The sequence below is a fragment of the Devosia sp. Root436 genome (assembly GCF_001426345.1).
Taxonomy (GTDB): domain Bacteria; phylum Pseudomonadota; class Alphaproteobacteria; order Rhizobiales; family Devosiaceae; genus Devosia.
In genome coordinates this window covers 288,444-303,721 of the sequence record NZ_LMEM01000010.1, presented here as the reverse complement: position 1 = coordinate 303,721, position 15,278 = coordinate 288,444, and the positions used below count along the sequence as shown (strand labels likewise).

The window sequence follows — 15,278 nt, the reverse complement described above, 5'->3', positions numbered from 1 at the left end:
CATGATTCGGGCGGTTACGCCGCGACCAGGCTGCGAAGCACGTAGTGCAGGATGCCGCCATGCTTGTAATAGTCGAGCTCGTTGGCCGTATCGATGCGGCACAGCGTTTCCACATTGACCACCGAGCCATCGGCACGGGTGATCTTGACGGTCACCTTGGCGCGCGGCGCGATCTCGGTGACCCCTTCGATGTCCACCGTCTCGGTGCCGTCGAGACCCAGCGTCTGCCAGCTCTCGCCATCCTTGAACTGCAGCGGGATGACGCCCATGCCGACCAGGTTCGAGCGGTGGATGCGCTCGAAGCTCTGGGCGATCACGGCGCGCACGCCGAGCAGGTTGGTGCCCTTGGCCGCCCAGTCACGGCTGGAGCCCGTGCCATATTCCTTGCCGGCGAAAATCACCAGCGGCGTGCCGGCGGCCTGGTAGGCCATGGCTGCATCATAGATCGCCATCTGGCTGCCATCGGGGCCCTTGGTATAGCCACCCTCGACGCCATCAAGCATCTGGTTCTTGATGCGGATATTGGCGAAAGTACCGCGCATCATGACTTCATGATTGCCGCGGCGGGCGCCGTAGGAGTTGAAGTCGCGTGGGGCGACCTGGCGTTCTTCCAGATACTTGCCGGCAGGCGTCGAGGCCTTGAACGAACCGGCCGGGGAGATGTGGTCTGTGGTGATCGAATCGAGGAACAGGGCCAGCACCTTGGCCTTTTCGACATTGGTGACCGGCTTGGGTTCCATCGACATGCCCTCGAAATAGGGCGGGTTCTGCACATAGGTCGACGACGCGTTCCAGCCATAGGTCTGGCCGCCCTCGATGACGATGTTCTGCCAGTTGGTGTCGCCCTTGAAGACGTCCGAATAGCGGCCCTGGAACATTTCCTTGGTGACGTGCTTGCGCACGATCTCGGCGACCTCGTGATTGGAAGGCCAGATATCCTTGAGGTAAACCGGCTTGCCATCCTTGCTGGTGCCGAGCGGCTCCTTGGTGATGTCGATCTTCATCGAGCCGGCCAGGGCATAGGCGACGACCAGCGGCGGGGAAGCGAGGAAGTTCGCCTTCACATCCGGATTCACCCGGCCTTCGAAATTGCGGTTGCCCGACAGCACCGACGCGGCGACGAGATCGCCCGATTGCACGGCCTTGGAGATTTCTGCCGGCAGCGGGCCCGAATTGCCGATGCAGGTGGTGCAACCATAGCCGACCAGGTTGAAGCCGATGGCATCGAGATCATCCTGCAGGCCCGCCGAAGTCAGGTAGTCGGTGACCACCTGCGAACCGGGCGCCAGCGAGGTCTTGACCCAGGGCTTGCTGTCGAGGCCCAGGGCCCGCGCCTTGCGCGCGACGAGGCCGGCGGCAACCAGCACCGAGGGATTGGACGTATTGGTGCAGGAGGTGATGGCGGCAATCACCACGTCCCCATGACCGATGGCATAGTCGGTGCCGTCCACGGCAACCTTGGGGTCATCAGTCTTGCCGAATTCCTTGGGCAGGGCGGCTGCGAACGCCGACTTGGCATTGTCGAGCGCGATACGGTCCTGCGGACGCTTGGGGCCCGAGATCGAGGGAACGACGGTGGTGAGATCGAGTTCGAGCGTCGAAGTAAAGACCGGATCGGCCGAATTGGTCTCGCGGAACATGCCCTGCGCCTTGGAATAGGCTTCCACCAGCGCCACGCGCTGCGGATCGCGGCCCGACGTGGTCAGGTATTTCAGCGTATCGGCATCGACCGGGAAATAGCCGCACGTGGCGCCATATTCGGGCGCCATATTGGCAATGGTCGCCTGGTCTTCCAGGCTGAGATAGTCGAGGCCCGGCCCGTAGAATTCGACGAACTTGCCGACCACGCCCTTCTTGCGCAGCATTTCGGTGACCGTGAGAACCAGGTCGGTGGCGGTAATGCCTTCATTGATCTTGCCGGTGAGCTTGAAACCCACGACTTCGGGGATCAGCATGGTGATCGGCTGGCCCAGCATGGCGGCCTCGGCCTCGATGCCGCCCACGCCCCAGCCCAAAACGGCCATGCCGTTGACCATGGTGGTGTGCGAGTCGGTGCCGACCAGCGTATCGGGATAGGCGACGGTCTCGCCATTCTCGTCCTTGGTCCAAACGGTCTGGGCCAGATATTCGAGATTGACCTGATGGCAGATGCCGGTGCCGGGGGGCACGACGCGGAAATTGTCGAAGGCCGATTGGCCCCAGCGCAGGAACTCGTAGCGCTCGCCATTGCGCTCATATTCGAGCTCGACATTCTGCCCGAAGGACAGGGCCGTGCCGAAGCTGTCGACCATGACCGAATGGTCGATGACCAGGTCGACCGGCACCAGCGGATTGATCTTCTGCGGATCGGCGCCGAGCTTGGCGGTGGCATCGCGCATGGCGGCAAGGTCCACGACGGCGGGCACGCCGGTAAAGTCCTGCATCAGCACGCGAGCCGGGCGATACGAGATTTCGTGTTCCGAAGTGCGGGAAACGAGCCAGGTGGCCACCGCCTCGATATCGGCCTTGGTAACCGTGCGGTTGTCCTCGAAGCGCAGCAGGTTTTCCAGCACCACCTTCATCGAATGGGGCAGCGCCGAGACGCCCTTGAGGCCATTCTTCTCGGCCTGCAGGATCGAATAATAGGTGTAGGTCTTGCCGCCGACCACAAGGGTCGATTTCGACTTGAAGCTGTTTACCGAGGCCATGGTTTCCGCCCTAATCTTGTTCGGTTGCGGCAGGCGCGCCGGTCCGGGCAAACCACCCGAAAACCGCTCGACAGCGCTGCCTTTCCTGGAATGACTCCAATCTATCAGGGCTTATAGAGAAAGACGAATGGGCTTGCCAGTGTGACCTTGGGTTCAATACGAGAAGGGGTCATGACGTCAAGGCAAGTCTTCCCCCCGCTGACCCTGCGCGCCGCCGGCCTCGTTTGCGGACGCGGCGGCATGGCGCTGACCCATGACCTGACCTTGGCGGTGGGCCCCGGACGTTGCCTGCTGCTGCGCGGACCCAATGGATCGGGCAAGACCACCTTGCTGCTGACGCTGGCCGGCATCGTCGCGCCGCTCGAGGGTTCTTTCGCCCTCGAAGGCGCCGACGCGGAAACTGGCCCGAACCTGCACTATTGCGGCCACCGCAACGCGGTCAAATCCCGGCTGACCGTGGCCGAAAATCTCGGCTTCTGGGCCGCGGTCAATGGCGCCACCGGCATGGCCGTGGCCGGGGCCCTGGATGAGGTCGGGCTGGGTCGTCTCGGCACCCTCGATGCCGGCTATCTCTCGGCCGGCCAGTCGCGGCGGCTTGCCTTGGCCCGGCTGCTGGTCAGCCTGCGCCCGCTCTGGCTGCTGGACGAGCCCACCGCGGCGCTCGACAGCGAAGGCCACGAGCTGGTGACCCGGCTGATCGAGCGGCATCTGGCCATGGGCGGCATCGCCGTCGCGGCGACGCACGACCCCATTACCCTGCCCGACCCCGCCTGCATGGAAACAATGGTACTGGGGGCCCGGCCATGACCGCTTTCCGGGCCATGCTGAGGCGCGAACTGCGCCTGGCTCTGCGCGGCGGCGGCGATGTGCTGACGCTGGTGCTGTTCTTCGTCATCGTCGGCGCCATCGTGCCCTTCGCGGTGGGCCCCGATCGTGCATTGCTGGCCCGCATCGCCCCCGGCATCGTCTGGATATCGGCCTTCCTCGCCATGCTGCTCGGGCTCGACCGGCTGTTCCGCCCCGACCACGAGGATGGCTCGCTGATCCTGCTGCGGCATGCCCACCTCCCGCTAAGCGCCACCATTGCCGCAAAATTGATTGCGCACTGGCTGGTCGCCGCGCTGCCGCTGATCGTCGCCTCGCCCTTCCTCGCCATGCTGCTGGCCATGGACGAGCCGACCTTCTGGCGCATGCTGGTTTCGCTGCTGGTCGGCACCCCCGCTCTGGCCGCCTTCGGCGCCGTGGGAGCCGCGGTGACCGTGGCGATAAGACGGGGCGGACTGATCGCCCCCATCCTCATCGCGCCGCTCTCGATTCCCGTGCTGATCTTCGGGACCGGCAGCATCACCGCCCCCCAATCCGCCGCCGCCATGCTGTTTCTTGCGGCATTGAGCCTCATGGCGGTGGCCCTGGCTCCCTTTGCCGCCGCCCTTGCGATAAGCTCGGCCGAAGATTAGGCATTGTCGCGTAACGCCTTCACGGCGTCATTCCCGCTTTCACGGGAATGACACGGTCGGTGAAAGACATGACCTGCAATTCCGAAGCACCGAGTTGATGAGCATAGACACCACATCCAAGCAGAGCTGGTGGAGCCGGATCGCCCATCCGGGGCAATTCGTCATCTGGACGAAACCCCTGCTGTGGCCGCTGACCATCCTCACCGCTTTGCTGTTCGTGGGGGGGCTCTATTTCGCCTTCTTCAACTCGCCCGCGGACTACCAGATGGGCGATACCGTGCGCATCATGTATGTCCATGTTCCCAATGCCTGGCTCAGCCAGTTCGTCTATGGCGTGATGGCCGTTTCGGCGCTGGGCACGCTGGTCTGGCGCCATCCCATGGCCGACGTCTCGATGAAAGCGGCCGCCCCGCTGGGCGCCCTGTTCACCGCCCTTGCCCTCTTCACCGGCTCGCTCTGGGGCCGCCCGACCTGGGGCACGTTCTGGGAATGGGACGGCCGCATGACCTCCACGCTGGTCCTGCTGTTCATCTATCTCGGCATCGTCGCGCTGTGGCGCGCCTTCGACGACCAGTTGCGCGCCGCCCGCGTCATCGCCGTCTTCACCCTGATCGGCGCAGTCAACATCCCGATCATCAAGTTTTCGGTCGATTGGTGGAGCACCCTGCACCAGCCGGCCAGCGTCTTCCGGGCGGATGGTCCGAAAATGCCGGGCTCCATCCTGACCCCGCTTTTCGTCATGTTCTTCGCCTTCACCTTCCTGTTCCTCACGCTGCAGCTCAAGGCCATGCATACCGAGGTCAAGCGCCGCCGGGTGATGACCTTGCAGCGCAGGGCCGCGCAGGGAGAGAGTGCATGATCGACCTCGGACCCCATGCCGTCTTCATCGTCTGGGCCTATATCGGCGTCGCCCTCGGCGTCGCCGGGCTCATAGGCTGGACGCTGTACGATGCCCGCACCACCGCGAAAAAGCTCGCGGCGCTGGAAGCCCGCCGCTGATGCGCTATGTCCTTTTCGGCCTGCCGCTGGTCGCGCTCATCGCGCTTGTCGCCGTCTTCGCCTTCTCCATCGACCGCGATCCGGGGCTGGTGCGCTCGGTGCTGATCGACAAGCCTGCCCCCGGCTTTGCCATGGAAGCAGTGCCCGACCTGGGCGTGCCGGGCTTTGATACAGCAAGCCTCAAGGGCGAAGTCACCGTGGTCAATGTCTTTGCCTCCTGGTGCATTCCCTGCCGCGACGAGCATCCGTTGCTGGTGGCGCTCAAGGATATCAGCGGCGTCCGCCTCTTCGGCATCAACCAGTCCGACGCCCCGGAAAACGCCCGCGCCTTCCTCGCCGAACTGGGCAACCCCTACGACGCGGTCGGCGCCGACCGGGACCGCCGCGTTTCCATCGACTGGGGCGTCTACGGCGTGCCGGAAACCTTCGTGGTCGATGCCCAGGGCGTCATCACCTTCAAGCATGTCGGCCCATTGACGCCGGAAGCGGTTGAGACGGAGCTATTGCCGGCGATCGAGAAGGCGCGCTGAAACCCATATATATTCTCGGTGTCATTCCGGCGCAGGCCAGAATCCATCTTGAGATGACTGGCCCGTCGCGGACGTGGAGATACCTCAGGATGGATCCCGGCCTGCGCCGGGATGACATCGTGGTTGGTCAAAAGTCGCTGGTCAGCCCCTTGATCTCCCAGTCGCCATAGCGTCCCGGCTCGAGCCCGCCGCGCCCGCCCTGCTCTTTCGGTGCAAAAGCCCCCTTGCCATCGATCTCGGCCCGGCGGGCTTTCGCCTCGGCCAGCGCCCGCTTGGCCGCTTGGCTCAGGGGTGGGCGTGGCGCATCTTCCACAGTCTCTTCGTCGCTCATCTTCGCATCCGGATTACGTTTTGGTCATGCCGCTTGCATGGAACCTCTGTGTACCCAACATAATTGCCCGAGAACTCGAACCCAAGGGCTCCTGATGTTCAATGCGTTTCGCACCACCGTCCTGCTCGCCGCGCTGACCGCGCTGTTCATGACCGTCGGCTATTTCATCGGCGGCACCTCGGGCATGATGATCGCCTTCGGCTTCGCCCTGGTAACCAATCTCTTCGGCTACTGGAATTCCGACAAGCTGGTGTTGCGCATGCAGAATGCCGTGCCGGTGGAACGCTCCCGCGTGCCCGAGCTCTACGACATGGTCGATATCCTCGCGCGCAAGGCCGGCATTCCCACGCCCAAGGTCTACCTCATCCAGTCCGAGCAGCCCAATGCCTTCGCCACCGGCCGCAATCCGCAGAACGCCGCCGTTGCCGTCTCGGCCGGGCTGCTCAAGCATCTCGAAACCCACGAAGTCGCGGCAGTGATTTCCCATGAGCTGGCCCATATCCGCAGCCGCGATACCCTCACCATGACCATTACCGCCACCTTTGCCGGCGCCATTTCGGCCCTGGCGCAGTTCGGCCTGTTCTTCGGCGGCGGCAATAACCGGGACAATCCACTCGGCGGCATCGGCGCGCTGCTGATGGTGTTCCTCGCGCCCGTCGCCGCCATGCTGGTGCAGATGGCCGTGAGCCGCACCCGCGAATACGAGGCCGACCGGGATGGCGCCGAGATATCGGGCGATCCGCTGGCCCTGGCTTCGGCGCTGCAGAAGATCGCCGGTCTCGCCGGCCGTCAGGTCAATATCGCGGCCGAGCGCAACCCGGCCATGGCCCATATGTATATCATCAATCCCCTTTCCGGGCAGCGCATGGACAACCTGTTTTCAACCCATCCTGACACGGCCAATCGCATCGAAGCCCTGCGCAAGCTTGCAGCCAGCATGCAGGTGGACGATAAGGGCCGCAGGCCTCAGCCTCGCCCTGCCCCGGTTTCGACCGGTCGCGACATCGGCGGCGGCTGGCGCGTGCCGACCGTCGGACGGACCGACGAGGATGGCGGACAACGCGGTCCCTGGGGATGAAGAACAAGCGTGGCGCAGAACAAACCTGATCCGGCGGGGCTCAAGCTCCGCCTCGTTGCCGCGCAGCGGCTGAAATCGGTGCTGGCTGGCGATAATTTCTCGCCGCTGACCGCGACCGATCTGGCCGATGGCCGCGACCGGGCGCTGGCCAACCGGCTGATCACCACGGCCCTGCGCCGGCAGGGCCAGCTCAATTTCATCATTCACGCGCTGCTCGACAAAGGCATGCCCGGCAAATCGGGCAGTTTCGAAGCCGTGCTGCGCCTGTCGCTGGCGCAACTGGTGTTCCTGCCCGACCTTGGGGCACACAGCGCGCTGTTCCTGGCGGTGGAAGCCACCAAGCGCGACCCCAAGGCGCGCCATCTCAGCGGGCTGACGAATGCCGTGCTTCGCAACGCCCAGGCCAATTCGGCCAAATATGGCATGCTCAGCGACGACCTGCTGATCCCCGACACTTTCGGCGACACCTGGCTCCAGGCCTATGGCGAAGAGGCTATCGATGGCTTCTCGACCGCCTTGCTGGCAGGTGCCCCGCTCGACCTGACGCTCAAGAGCGATGATGCAGATCTTGTCGCCTCGCTCGGCGCCGAACCCGTCATGGCCGACACCGTGCGCATCGACCAGCGCGACCGGCCCGTGGAAGCCCTGCCCGGCTTTGCCGAGGGTCTCTGGTGGGTCCAGGACGCCGCGTCCGCCATTCCGGCGCGCCTGCTCGGCGCCAAGCCCGGCGGCCGCGTGCTCGATCTCTGTGCCGCGCCGGGCGGCAAGACCGCACAGCTCATCAAGGCCGGCTATGCCGTCACCGCGCTCGACAGCGACGCCGGCCGCATGGAACGGCTCAAGGAAAACCTGGCCCGGCTCCACTATACGGCCGAAACCGTGGTCGCCGATGCCGGCAATTATGCGCCGGCCTCGCCCTATGCCGGCGTGCTGCTCGATGCGCCCTGCTCGGCCACCGGCACCTTCCGCCGCCACCCCGAGGTGATCTGGCATCGCTCCACCGGCGATGTTGCCGGAAGGGTACGGTTGCAGCGGGCACTGCTCACCAATGCCTTCCGCTGCCTTGATGCGGGCGGTGTGCTCGTCTATTGCGTCTGCTCACTGGAGCCGGCGGAAGGCGAAGGCCAGGTCGAATGGGCGCTCGATGCCCTGCCGGGGCTGGACCTCTGGCCGGTGACGCCGGCCGAACTGCCCGGACTCGAAGGCGCCGTGACAAAGCGCGGCCTGGTGCGCACTCATCCGGGCATGTCACCGGGCGGACGCGAGGGCGGCATGGACGGGTTCTTCGTGGCGCGCTTCCGCCGCCGTTGAAAAAACAAGATGATGGCGCCTGCTGTGGCGGTGCCAGGGCAAGGTAGTGGGTCGTTGAGAGGCATTGACGAGGCAACGCTGGCGGGTGCCGCACGGCGGGAGCAGGTGTGCTGATGACGCCGCCGCTGCTCCATGTCCTGCGCCGTTTCGCCCTCGGCCTGGCCGATACGGTGGTGACTCTGCCCATCCTGCGCTGGACCTGGCGCGGGCTGGCCGATGACGCCTTTGCCGGCGAACTGCCCGAATTCCGCCCTGCCGACCGCGAAGCGGTGCGCGACATGATGGCGGGCCGCTACCTGCTCGCCAGCAAGCTCATCGAAACCGGTGGCGCTTCGCCCTTCAGCCTCGATGTCGACCATGTCGACTGGTGGCTCAACCTGCACGGCTTTTCCTGGCTCCGCCATTTCCGCGATGTGCGCGACCCCGGCGAACGCCGTTTTGCCCGCATGCTGGTGCTCGACTGGATTGGCCGCGAGGGCCAGTTCCAGCACGATACCTGGGCCCCCGCCCTCACCGCCCAGCGCGTGCTCAACTGGTTGCGCCACCTGCCCTTGCTGCTTGATGGCGCCACGCAACCCGAGGCCAGGACCGTGCAGCGCGTGCTGGGCGCGCAGATTCAGAGCCTCAAGGTGCGGGGACCCTTGGCCAGCGACCCCGCCGACGCCCTGTTCGCCGCCATCGCCCTGCTCGGAGCGGAACATTGCGAGCAGGACGACCGGACCGACGTGCCGCGGCGGGTCGAACAGCTCAATACCCTACTGGCCAGCCAGCTCGACGCCGGGGGCTTCCACAATGCCCGCAATGCGCGGCTGCAATTGCAGTTGCTGGTCGATCTCGTCAGCATCCGCCGCATCGCCGCCGGGGTGAAATCGGAGGCCGGCAACGAACTGGGCGCCCAGATCGACCGCATGCATGAAAGCCTCGACGCATTGACGCTCTCCAGTGGCGAACCGGCCTATTTCAATGGCTGCGGCCACCTGCCCCATGATGTGCTGATCGCCATCCAGGCCAACGGCCCGGGTCGCCGGCAGCGCTCCATGCTGCTGGGCGGCTATGGCATTTTGCGCGATGGCGACGCCGTAGTGATCGCCGATTCCGGCCTGGTGCCCCCTCCGGGGCTGGCGGGAGACCTCCATGCCAGCGCCCTGGCTTTCGAATTCTCCCATGGCAGCGAGCTGATCCTGGGCTCGTGTGGCCCGGCCCCGTCGGACCTGCCCGACAGCAAGGCCCTGTTCCGCCAGGGCGTGGCCCATTCCGGCCCCACCATCGATGCCGAGGACGCCAGCGGCGGCACGCCAACCATCGCGCTCGATCCGGCCGACCATCTGCTGACGCTGGCCACCGACAGCTATGCCAAGCGCTTCGGCGTCGCCCTCGAACGGCGCCTGACGCTGCTCTCGGGCGGCACGACGCTGGTCGGGCAGGATCGCATGATTGGCACGGGCATGCCTGCAGGCCTGCTGGCGCTTCGCTTCCATCTTGCACCCGGCATCATGGTGCGCCGCAATCGCGGCGAAGGCATCGTGCGGCTGGTGCTGCCCAACGGCGCGGTCTGGAGCTTCCTCTGGGAGGGCGCACAGTTCCGCGAAGAGGAAAGCGTGCGCCAATCGGCCTATCTCGGCTTCCACAAGACAAGGCAGCTGGTGCTCGAAGCCGATGTCGCCGCCGAAGCGGAAGTGGCGTGGATTTTCACGCTGGAGCAGGGCTGACTGTTCTTGCATGGCGTCATTCCCGCGAAAGCGGGAATCCCCCTTTCAGCGCTCACAAGGGAGATCCCCGCTTTCGCGGGGATGACGCAGCGGAAACTTCGTGCTAGCGAGCGCACAAATCACAGCAACGGGCAAAAATCCTCATGAGCAAGACGGTCAAGGTCGGGCGGGCGCTGCTTTCGGTATTCGACAAAACCGGCATGGCCGACTTCGCCCGAGGTTTGAGCGCCGCCGGCGTGGAACTGGTCTCCACCGGCGGCACCCATAAGCTGATCAGCGATGCCGGGCTCCCGGTGCGCGAGATCGCCGACCTCACCGGCTTTCCCGAAATGATGGATGGCCGCGTCAAGACCCTGCATCCCAAGGTGCATGGCGGCCTGCTTGCCGTCCGCGACAAACCCGATCACGCCGCCTCGATGGCAGAGCATGCGATCGGCGCCATCGACCTCGTCGCCGTCAACCTCTACCCGTTCGAGAAGACCGTCGCTTCGGGCGCCTCCTATGACGACATCATCGAGAATATCGATATCGGCGGGCCGGCCATGGTCCGCTCCGCCGCCAAGAACCACGCCTATGTGACCGTCGTCGTCGATCCGGCCGACTATCCGGCCATCCTGGCCGCCATCACCCAGACCGGCGGCGTGCCCTATGAGCTACGTCAGCAGCTGGCGGCCAAGGCCTATGCCCGCACCGCCGCCTATGACAGCGCCATTTCGACCTGGTTCGCCAAGGCCATCGACTACCCCGAAATTCCCTATCGCAGCTTTGCCGGCAGCTTGCGCGAAGTCATGCGCTATGGCGAAAACCCGCATCAATGGGCCGGCTTTTATGCCAATGGCGAAGACCGCCCCGGCGTCGCCACCGCGACCCAGGTGCAGGGCAAGACCTTGTCCTACAACAATATCAACGACACCGACGCCGCCTTCGAGCTGGTCTCCGAATTCGACCCGGCCCAGGTCGCCGCCGTCGCTATCATCAAGCATGCCAATCCCTGCGGCGTTGCCGTGGCCAATGACCTGCTGGTCGCCTATCAGAACGCCCTGCGCACTGATCCCGTCTCGGCCTTTGGCGGCATCGTCGCCACCAACAGGGAGATCGACGCCAGGACCGCCATCGAGATCGTCAAGGTGTTTACCGAGGTGATCGTGGCCCCTTCGGCGACGCCGGAAGCCCAGGCCATCATTGCCGCCAAGAAGAACCTGCGCCTGCTGCTGACCGGCGGCATTGCCGATCCCAAGGCCGACGGCCTCATGGTGAAATCGGTGGCCGGGGGCCTGCTGGTGCAAAGCCGCGACAACCGCAATGTCGATGACTGTGATCTCAAGGTCGTCACCAGGCGCCAGCCGACCGCAGCCGAAATGGCCGACCTGCGCCTCGCCGCCAAGGTGGCCAAGCATGTCAAATCCAACGCCATCGTCTATGTGAAGTCAGGCGCCACCGCGGGCATCGGCGCCGGACAGATGTCGCGGGTCGATTCCGCCCTCACCGCCCACCGCAAGTCGATCGACGCCGCCAGGGCCGCCGGCATCGAGGGCGCCCTGACCCAGGGTTCGGTCGCCGCCTCCGACGCCTTCTTCCCCTTCGCCGATGGGCTGGAAGCGCTGGTCGCGGCCGGTGCGACCGCGGTGATCCAGCCGGGCGGCTCGATGCGCGACGACGAGGTCATCGCCGCCGCCGACGCCGCCGGCATCGCCATGGTGATGACCGGCATGCGCCACTTCCGGCACTGATGGCCCGGTAGACCTCATCCTCACCTGAGCTAGGTCAACCTTACCAATCCGTAATATGTATGAGGCCTGTCAGGTAAGAGCTTCCTAAGGTTGGCGTGCCAGATTGCCCTTGGTCGTGGCGGTGCAAGAACCGCCATTTCGAGGCATTCCATGCGGCTACCCATACCCTCCGATCTGTCAGCTTTGCTGCATACCGGCCTGTGGCGCTCGGTTGGCTCGCTCGGCATCAAGATAGCGACAGCCGGCCTCACCTATCTCACCTATGTCGCGCTTTCGCGCACCATGAGCCCGGACGAATACGGCCACTTCGCATTCGGGCTGGCCATAGCCACCGTGCTGGCCATTGCCGCCGGCGTCGGCCAGCCCATGGCCATCCTCCGGCTGTGGCCGCAGGAAACCGTGGCCGGGCAGCAGGACGCCGCAATCGCCGCCGTCCGCTCCGGCGCGATGCTGACCATTCTGGCCGGCCTCGCCGCCAGCCTGGGGCTTGCCGTCACCGTCTTTATCACCCTGCAATTCGTCACCTTCGACGATACGGCCAGCCACTTCTATGGCGCAGCCTTCCTCGTATTGCCCATGGCGCTGGCCGAATACAATTCCTCGGCCCTGCGCGCCCAGGGCTCGCTGTGGACCGCGCTGGTGCCGCGCGACATCCTGTGGCGGCTGGCATTGCCGGCGGCCGTATTGGGCCTGTTTGCCACCGGGATCGTGCTCAGCGGCCCCGATGCGCTGGTGCTGTCGGCGGCCCTGCTGTCGGGCATGCTGGCGCTGCAATTCTGGCAGGCCGGGCGCACCAGCTATGTACTCGCCCCCGGCATTGCGGCCCTCAAGGCCTATTGGAGCCGCTGGGGCGGCATCAGCCGCTGGCTGATGCTGGGCGCCCTGATCGAAACCGCCGCGCTCAATGCCGACGTGATCCTGGTCGGGCTGATGCTCGACCTCGAAAGCTCGGGCGTCTATTTCAACGCCTTCCGGACCGCCGGGCTGATGACGCTTTTCACCTTCGCCATCGAGCTGGTCATCGCGCCCATGGTGGCGCAGCACTATCATGCGGGCCAGATGCGCCAGGCCCAGGCCATCACGGCGCTCGCGGCCGGCGGTGGCTTCCTGTTCTCGCTGGTGATCTTCGCCATCTTCGTCGGCTGGGGCGACTGGATACTGAGCTTGTTCGGACCCGCCTATGCCGAAGGAACGCTGGTGCTGGTGCTGCTGGCCTTCGGCCTGCTGTTCGACGCCGCCACCGGGCCATCCAAGATCGTCATGATGATGACCGGCCACGAGCGCGCCTATGTCGGCATTTTCGGCATCATCATGGGGCTCGGCTTCCTGGTGCAGATCGCCGTCATCCCCGCCTTCGGCATTGTCGGGGCCGCCGCCGCCAATATGGGCGCGCGCATCGTGGCCCAGCTGGCCATCGCCCTGTGGTGCCGGTGGCGCATCGGGCTCGATACCAGCCTGCTTGGCGCTTTTTCTATCCGCCACGCGAGCTGACCCAGAACCGTACCCATGAGTACGGTTCTGCTTGACCGGCAAGCCCTTCCCGGCTTAGAACCACTCCAAACTTCCCCCCTGCCGGAATACCGCTATGACCAAGGCCCGCACGCTCTACGACAAGATCTGGGACGACCATCTGGTGCAGAACAACGAGGACGGGACCTCGCTGCTCTATATCGACCGGCACCTCGTCCACGAAGTCACGAGCCCGCAGGCCTTCGAAGGCCTGCGCATGAACAACCGCAAGGTGCGCCACCCCGAGCGCACCCTGGCCGTGGTCGACCACAACGTGCCCACCACCGACCGCTCGCTGCCCAATCCGGACCCCGAAAGCGCCATCCAGATCGCCGCTCTGGCCGAGAATACCAGGGATTTCGGCATCGAATATTTCGACCCCTTCGACAAGCGCCAGGGCATCGTGCACATCGTCGGCCCGGAACAGGGCTTCACCCTGCCCGGCATGACCATCGTCTGCGGCGACAGCCATACCTCGACGCACGGTGCCTTCGGCGCGCTGGCGCACGGCATCGGCACGTCGGAAGTGGAACATGTTCTCGCCACCCAGACGCTGATCCAGCAGAAGGCCAAGAACATGCTGGTGCGTGTGGATGGGCAACTGCCCCCCCATGTCACCGCCAAGGACATCATTCTCGCCATCATCGGCGAAATCGGCACTGCCGGCGGCAATGGCCATGTCATCGAATTTGCCGGCGAAGCCATCCGCTCGCTCTCCATGGAAGGCCGCATGACGGTCTGCAACATGACTATCGAAGGCGGCGCCCGCGCCGGCCTGATCGCGCCCGACGAGACCACCTTCAACTATGTGAAGGGCCGCAATCGCGCCCCGACGGGCAAGGCCTGGGACATGGCGCTGGACTACTGGAAGACGCTCTATACCGACGAGGGCGCTGTCTACGACAAGGTCGTCGTGCTCGACGCCGCCAAGCTGCCCCCCATCGTCTCCTGGGGCTCTTCGCCGGAAGACGTGGTCTCGGTGACCGGCATCGTGCCCAATCCCGACGATATCGAGGACGAGAACAAGCGCGCCTCCAAGTGGCGGGCCCTCGACTATATGGGTCTCAAGCCCGGCACCAGGATCACCGACATCCCGGTGGAGCGCGTCTTTGTCGGCTCCTGCACCAATGGCCGTATCGAGGATCTGCGCGCCGCTGCCGCCGTGATCGGCGGCCGCAAGGTGGCCGCCGGTGTCAATGCCATGGTCGTGCCCGGTTCGGGGCTGGTCAAGGACCAGGCCGAGGCCGAAGGTCTCGACGTGATCTTCAAGGATGCCGGCTTTGAATGGCGTGAACCGGGTTGCTCGATGTGCCTGGCCATGAACCCGGACAAGCTCAAGCCGCAGGAGCGCTGCGCCTCGACCTCCAACCGAAATTTCGAAGGCCGCCAGGGCTTCAAGGGCCGCACCCATCTGGTGTCGCCCGCCATGGCCACCGCCGCCGCGATTGCCGGCCATTTCGTCGACATCCGCGAGTGGCAGTAAGCGGCGCCGACTGGGGTTCGCGCTTCGCGCCCACCCTCGACGATATCGAGGCACTGGCGACGGCCGCCCTCAAGGAACTGCCCGAGCCCTTCAGGTCGCTGGCCTCGGACGTCACCTGCTCGGTGGCCGAATTTGCCGAGGACGACGTCCTCGAAGGCTTCGGCATGGAGAGCCCGTTCGAGCTGATGGGGCTGTTTTCCGGCATCGGCATGACCGAGGACGGCGCCATGCCGCAGACCGGGCAGTTGCCGAACACCGTTTTCCTCTATCGCCGGGCTATTCTCGACTATTGGGCCGAGAATGACGACAACACGCTGGGCGAAATCGTCACCCATGTTCTTGTGCATGAACTGGGGCACCATTTCGGCTTTTCAGACGAAGACATGGAAGCCATTGAAGCAGCCGCCGACCACGGCTAGGCGATGCTGCTGCGCCGGCCGGCCGCCGTTAAGGT

The 15,278-nt window shown here is 65.1% G+C and carries 14 protein-coding genes; 12 read left to right on the top strand and 2 right to left on the bottom strand.

The annotated features are described in order from the left end of the window. Positions 1–14: 14 nt before the first annotated feature. The gene (acnA, locus tag ASD04_RS10320) at positions 15–2,687 is read right to left on the bottom strand and encodes an aconitate hydratase AcnA (protein ID WP_056256139.1); all 2,673 of its coding nucleotides are present in this window, start codon (positions 2,685–2,687) and stop codon (positions 15–17) included. 171 nt (positions 2,688–2,858) lie between these two features. Here acnA and ccmA point away from each other — a divergent pair, with 171 nt between their 5' ends. The 5 genes from ccmA to ASD04_RS10300 all read left to right on the top strand — a co-directional run bounded on the left by ccmA (position 2,859) and on the right by ASD04_RS10300 (position 5,673). Next, positions 2,859–3,494, top strand: a complete 636-nt coding sequence (gene ccmA / locus ASD04_RS10315; RefSeq protein WP_082531138.1) for a heme ABC exporter ATP-binding protein CcmA — start codon at positions 2,859–2,861, stop codon at positions 3,492–3,494. After that, positions 3,491–4,144, top strand: coding sequence for a heme exporter protein CcmB (gene ccmB / locus ASD04_RS10310; RefSeq protein ID WP_056256137.1), 654 nt, complete (start codon positions 3,491–3,493; stop codon positions 4,142–4,144). The genes ccmA and ccmB overlap by 4 nt, the downstream gene beginning before the upstream one ends. A gap of 97 nt (positions 4,145–4,241) precedes the next feature. Continuing rightward, on the top strand, positions 4,242–5,003 hold the full coding sequence (locus ASD04_RS10305) for a heme ABC transporter permease (protein WP_056256134.1): 762 nt from the start codon (positions 4,242–4,244) through the stop codon (positions 5,001–5,003). Continuing rightward, positions 5,000–5,143 carry a heme exporter protein CcmD gene (ccmD, locus tag ASD04_RS19150; RefSeq protein WP_082531137.1) on the top strand — a complete coding sequence of 48 codons (144 nt, stop codon included), beginning with the start codon at positions 5,000–5,002 and terminating at the stop codon, positions 5,141–5,143. The genes ASD04_RS10305 and ccmD overlap by 4 nt, the downstream gene beginning before the upstream one ends. Beyond that, entirely contained in the window at positions 5,143–5,673 is a 531-nt protein-coding gene (locus ASD04_RS10300) for a DsbE family thiol:disulfide interchange protein (RefSeq protein ID WP_056256132.1), read from the top strand. Before ccmD ends, ASD04_RS10300 begins: the two co-directional genes overlap by 1 nt. A gap of 127 nt (positions 5,674–5,800) precedes the next feature. On the opposite strand, the gene ASD04_RS10295 is transcribed toward ASD04_RS10300, so the two are convergent. Beyond that, positions 5,801–6,004: a DUF1674 domain-containing protein gene (locus ASD04_RS10295; RefSeq protein WP_056256128.1), complete on the bottom strand. Its 204-nt coding sequence runs from the start codon at positions 6,002–6,004 to the stop codon at positions 5,801–5,803. 94 nt (positions 6,005–6,098) lie between these two features. On the opposite strand from ASD04_RS10295, the gene htpX reads away from it, so the two are divergent. From htpX to ASD04_RS10260, 7 genes are all read left to right on the top strand, one after another. Then, the gene (gene htpX / locus ASD04_RS10290) at positions 6,099–7,082 is read left to right on the top strand and encodes a zinc metalloprotease HtpX (protein WP_056256126.1); all 984 of its coding nucleotides are present in this window, start codon (positions 6,099–6,101) and stop codon (positions 7,080–7,082) included. Between the two features lie 9 nt (positions 7,083–7,091). Next, positions 7,092–8,393 carry an RsmB/NOP family class I SAM-dependent RNA methyltransferase gene (locus ASD04_RS10285; protein ID WP_056256123.1) on the top strand — a complete coding sequence of 434 codons (1,302 nt, stop codon included), beginning with the start codon at positions 7,092–7,094 and terminating at the stop codon, positions 8,391–8,393. A 113-nt stretch (positions 8,394–8,506) separates the two neighbouring features. Further along, complete coding sequence (locus tag ASD04_RS10280) at positions 8,507–10,102, top strand: heparinase II/III family protein (protein ID WP_056256120.1); 1,596 nt, start codon at positions 8,507–8,509, stop codon at positions 10,100–10,102. A gap of 143 nt (positions 10,103–10,245) precedes the next feature. Continuing rightward, entirely contained in the window at positions 10,246–11,832 is a 1,587-nt protein-coding gene (gene purH / locus ASD04_RS10275) for a bifunctional phosphoribosylaminoimidazolecarboxamide formyltransferase/IMP cyclohydrolase (protein ID WP_056256118.1), read from the top strand. Between the two features lie 150 nt (positions 11,833–11,982). Beyond that, a complete protein-coding gene (locus ASD04_RS10270) occupies positions 11,983–13,323 on the top strand; it encodes an oligosaccharide flippase family protein (RefSeq protein WP_156461198.1) in 1,341 nt (446 codons plus the stop codon). Positions 13,324–13,417: 94 nt separating this feature from the next. Beyond that, positions 13,418–14,824, top strand: coding sequence for a 3-isopropylmalate dehydratase large subunit (gene leuC, locus ASD04_RS10265; RefSeq protein ID WP_056256106.1), 1,407 nt, complete (start codon positions 13,418–13,420; stop codon positions 14,822–14,824). Beyond that, positions 14,815–15,243 (top strand): metallopeptidase family protein, encoded by a 429-nt coding sequence (locus tag ASD04_RS10260; RefSeq protein ID WP_056256103.1) that lies wholly within the window; start codon positions 14,815–14,817, stop codon positions 15,241–15,243. Before leuC ends, ASD04_RS10260 begins: the two co-directional genes overlap by 10 nt. The last annotated feature ends 35 nt before the right edge of the window (positions 15,244–15,278 follow it).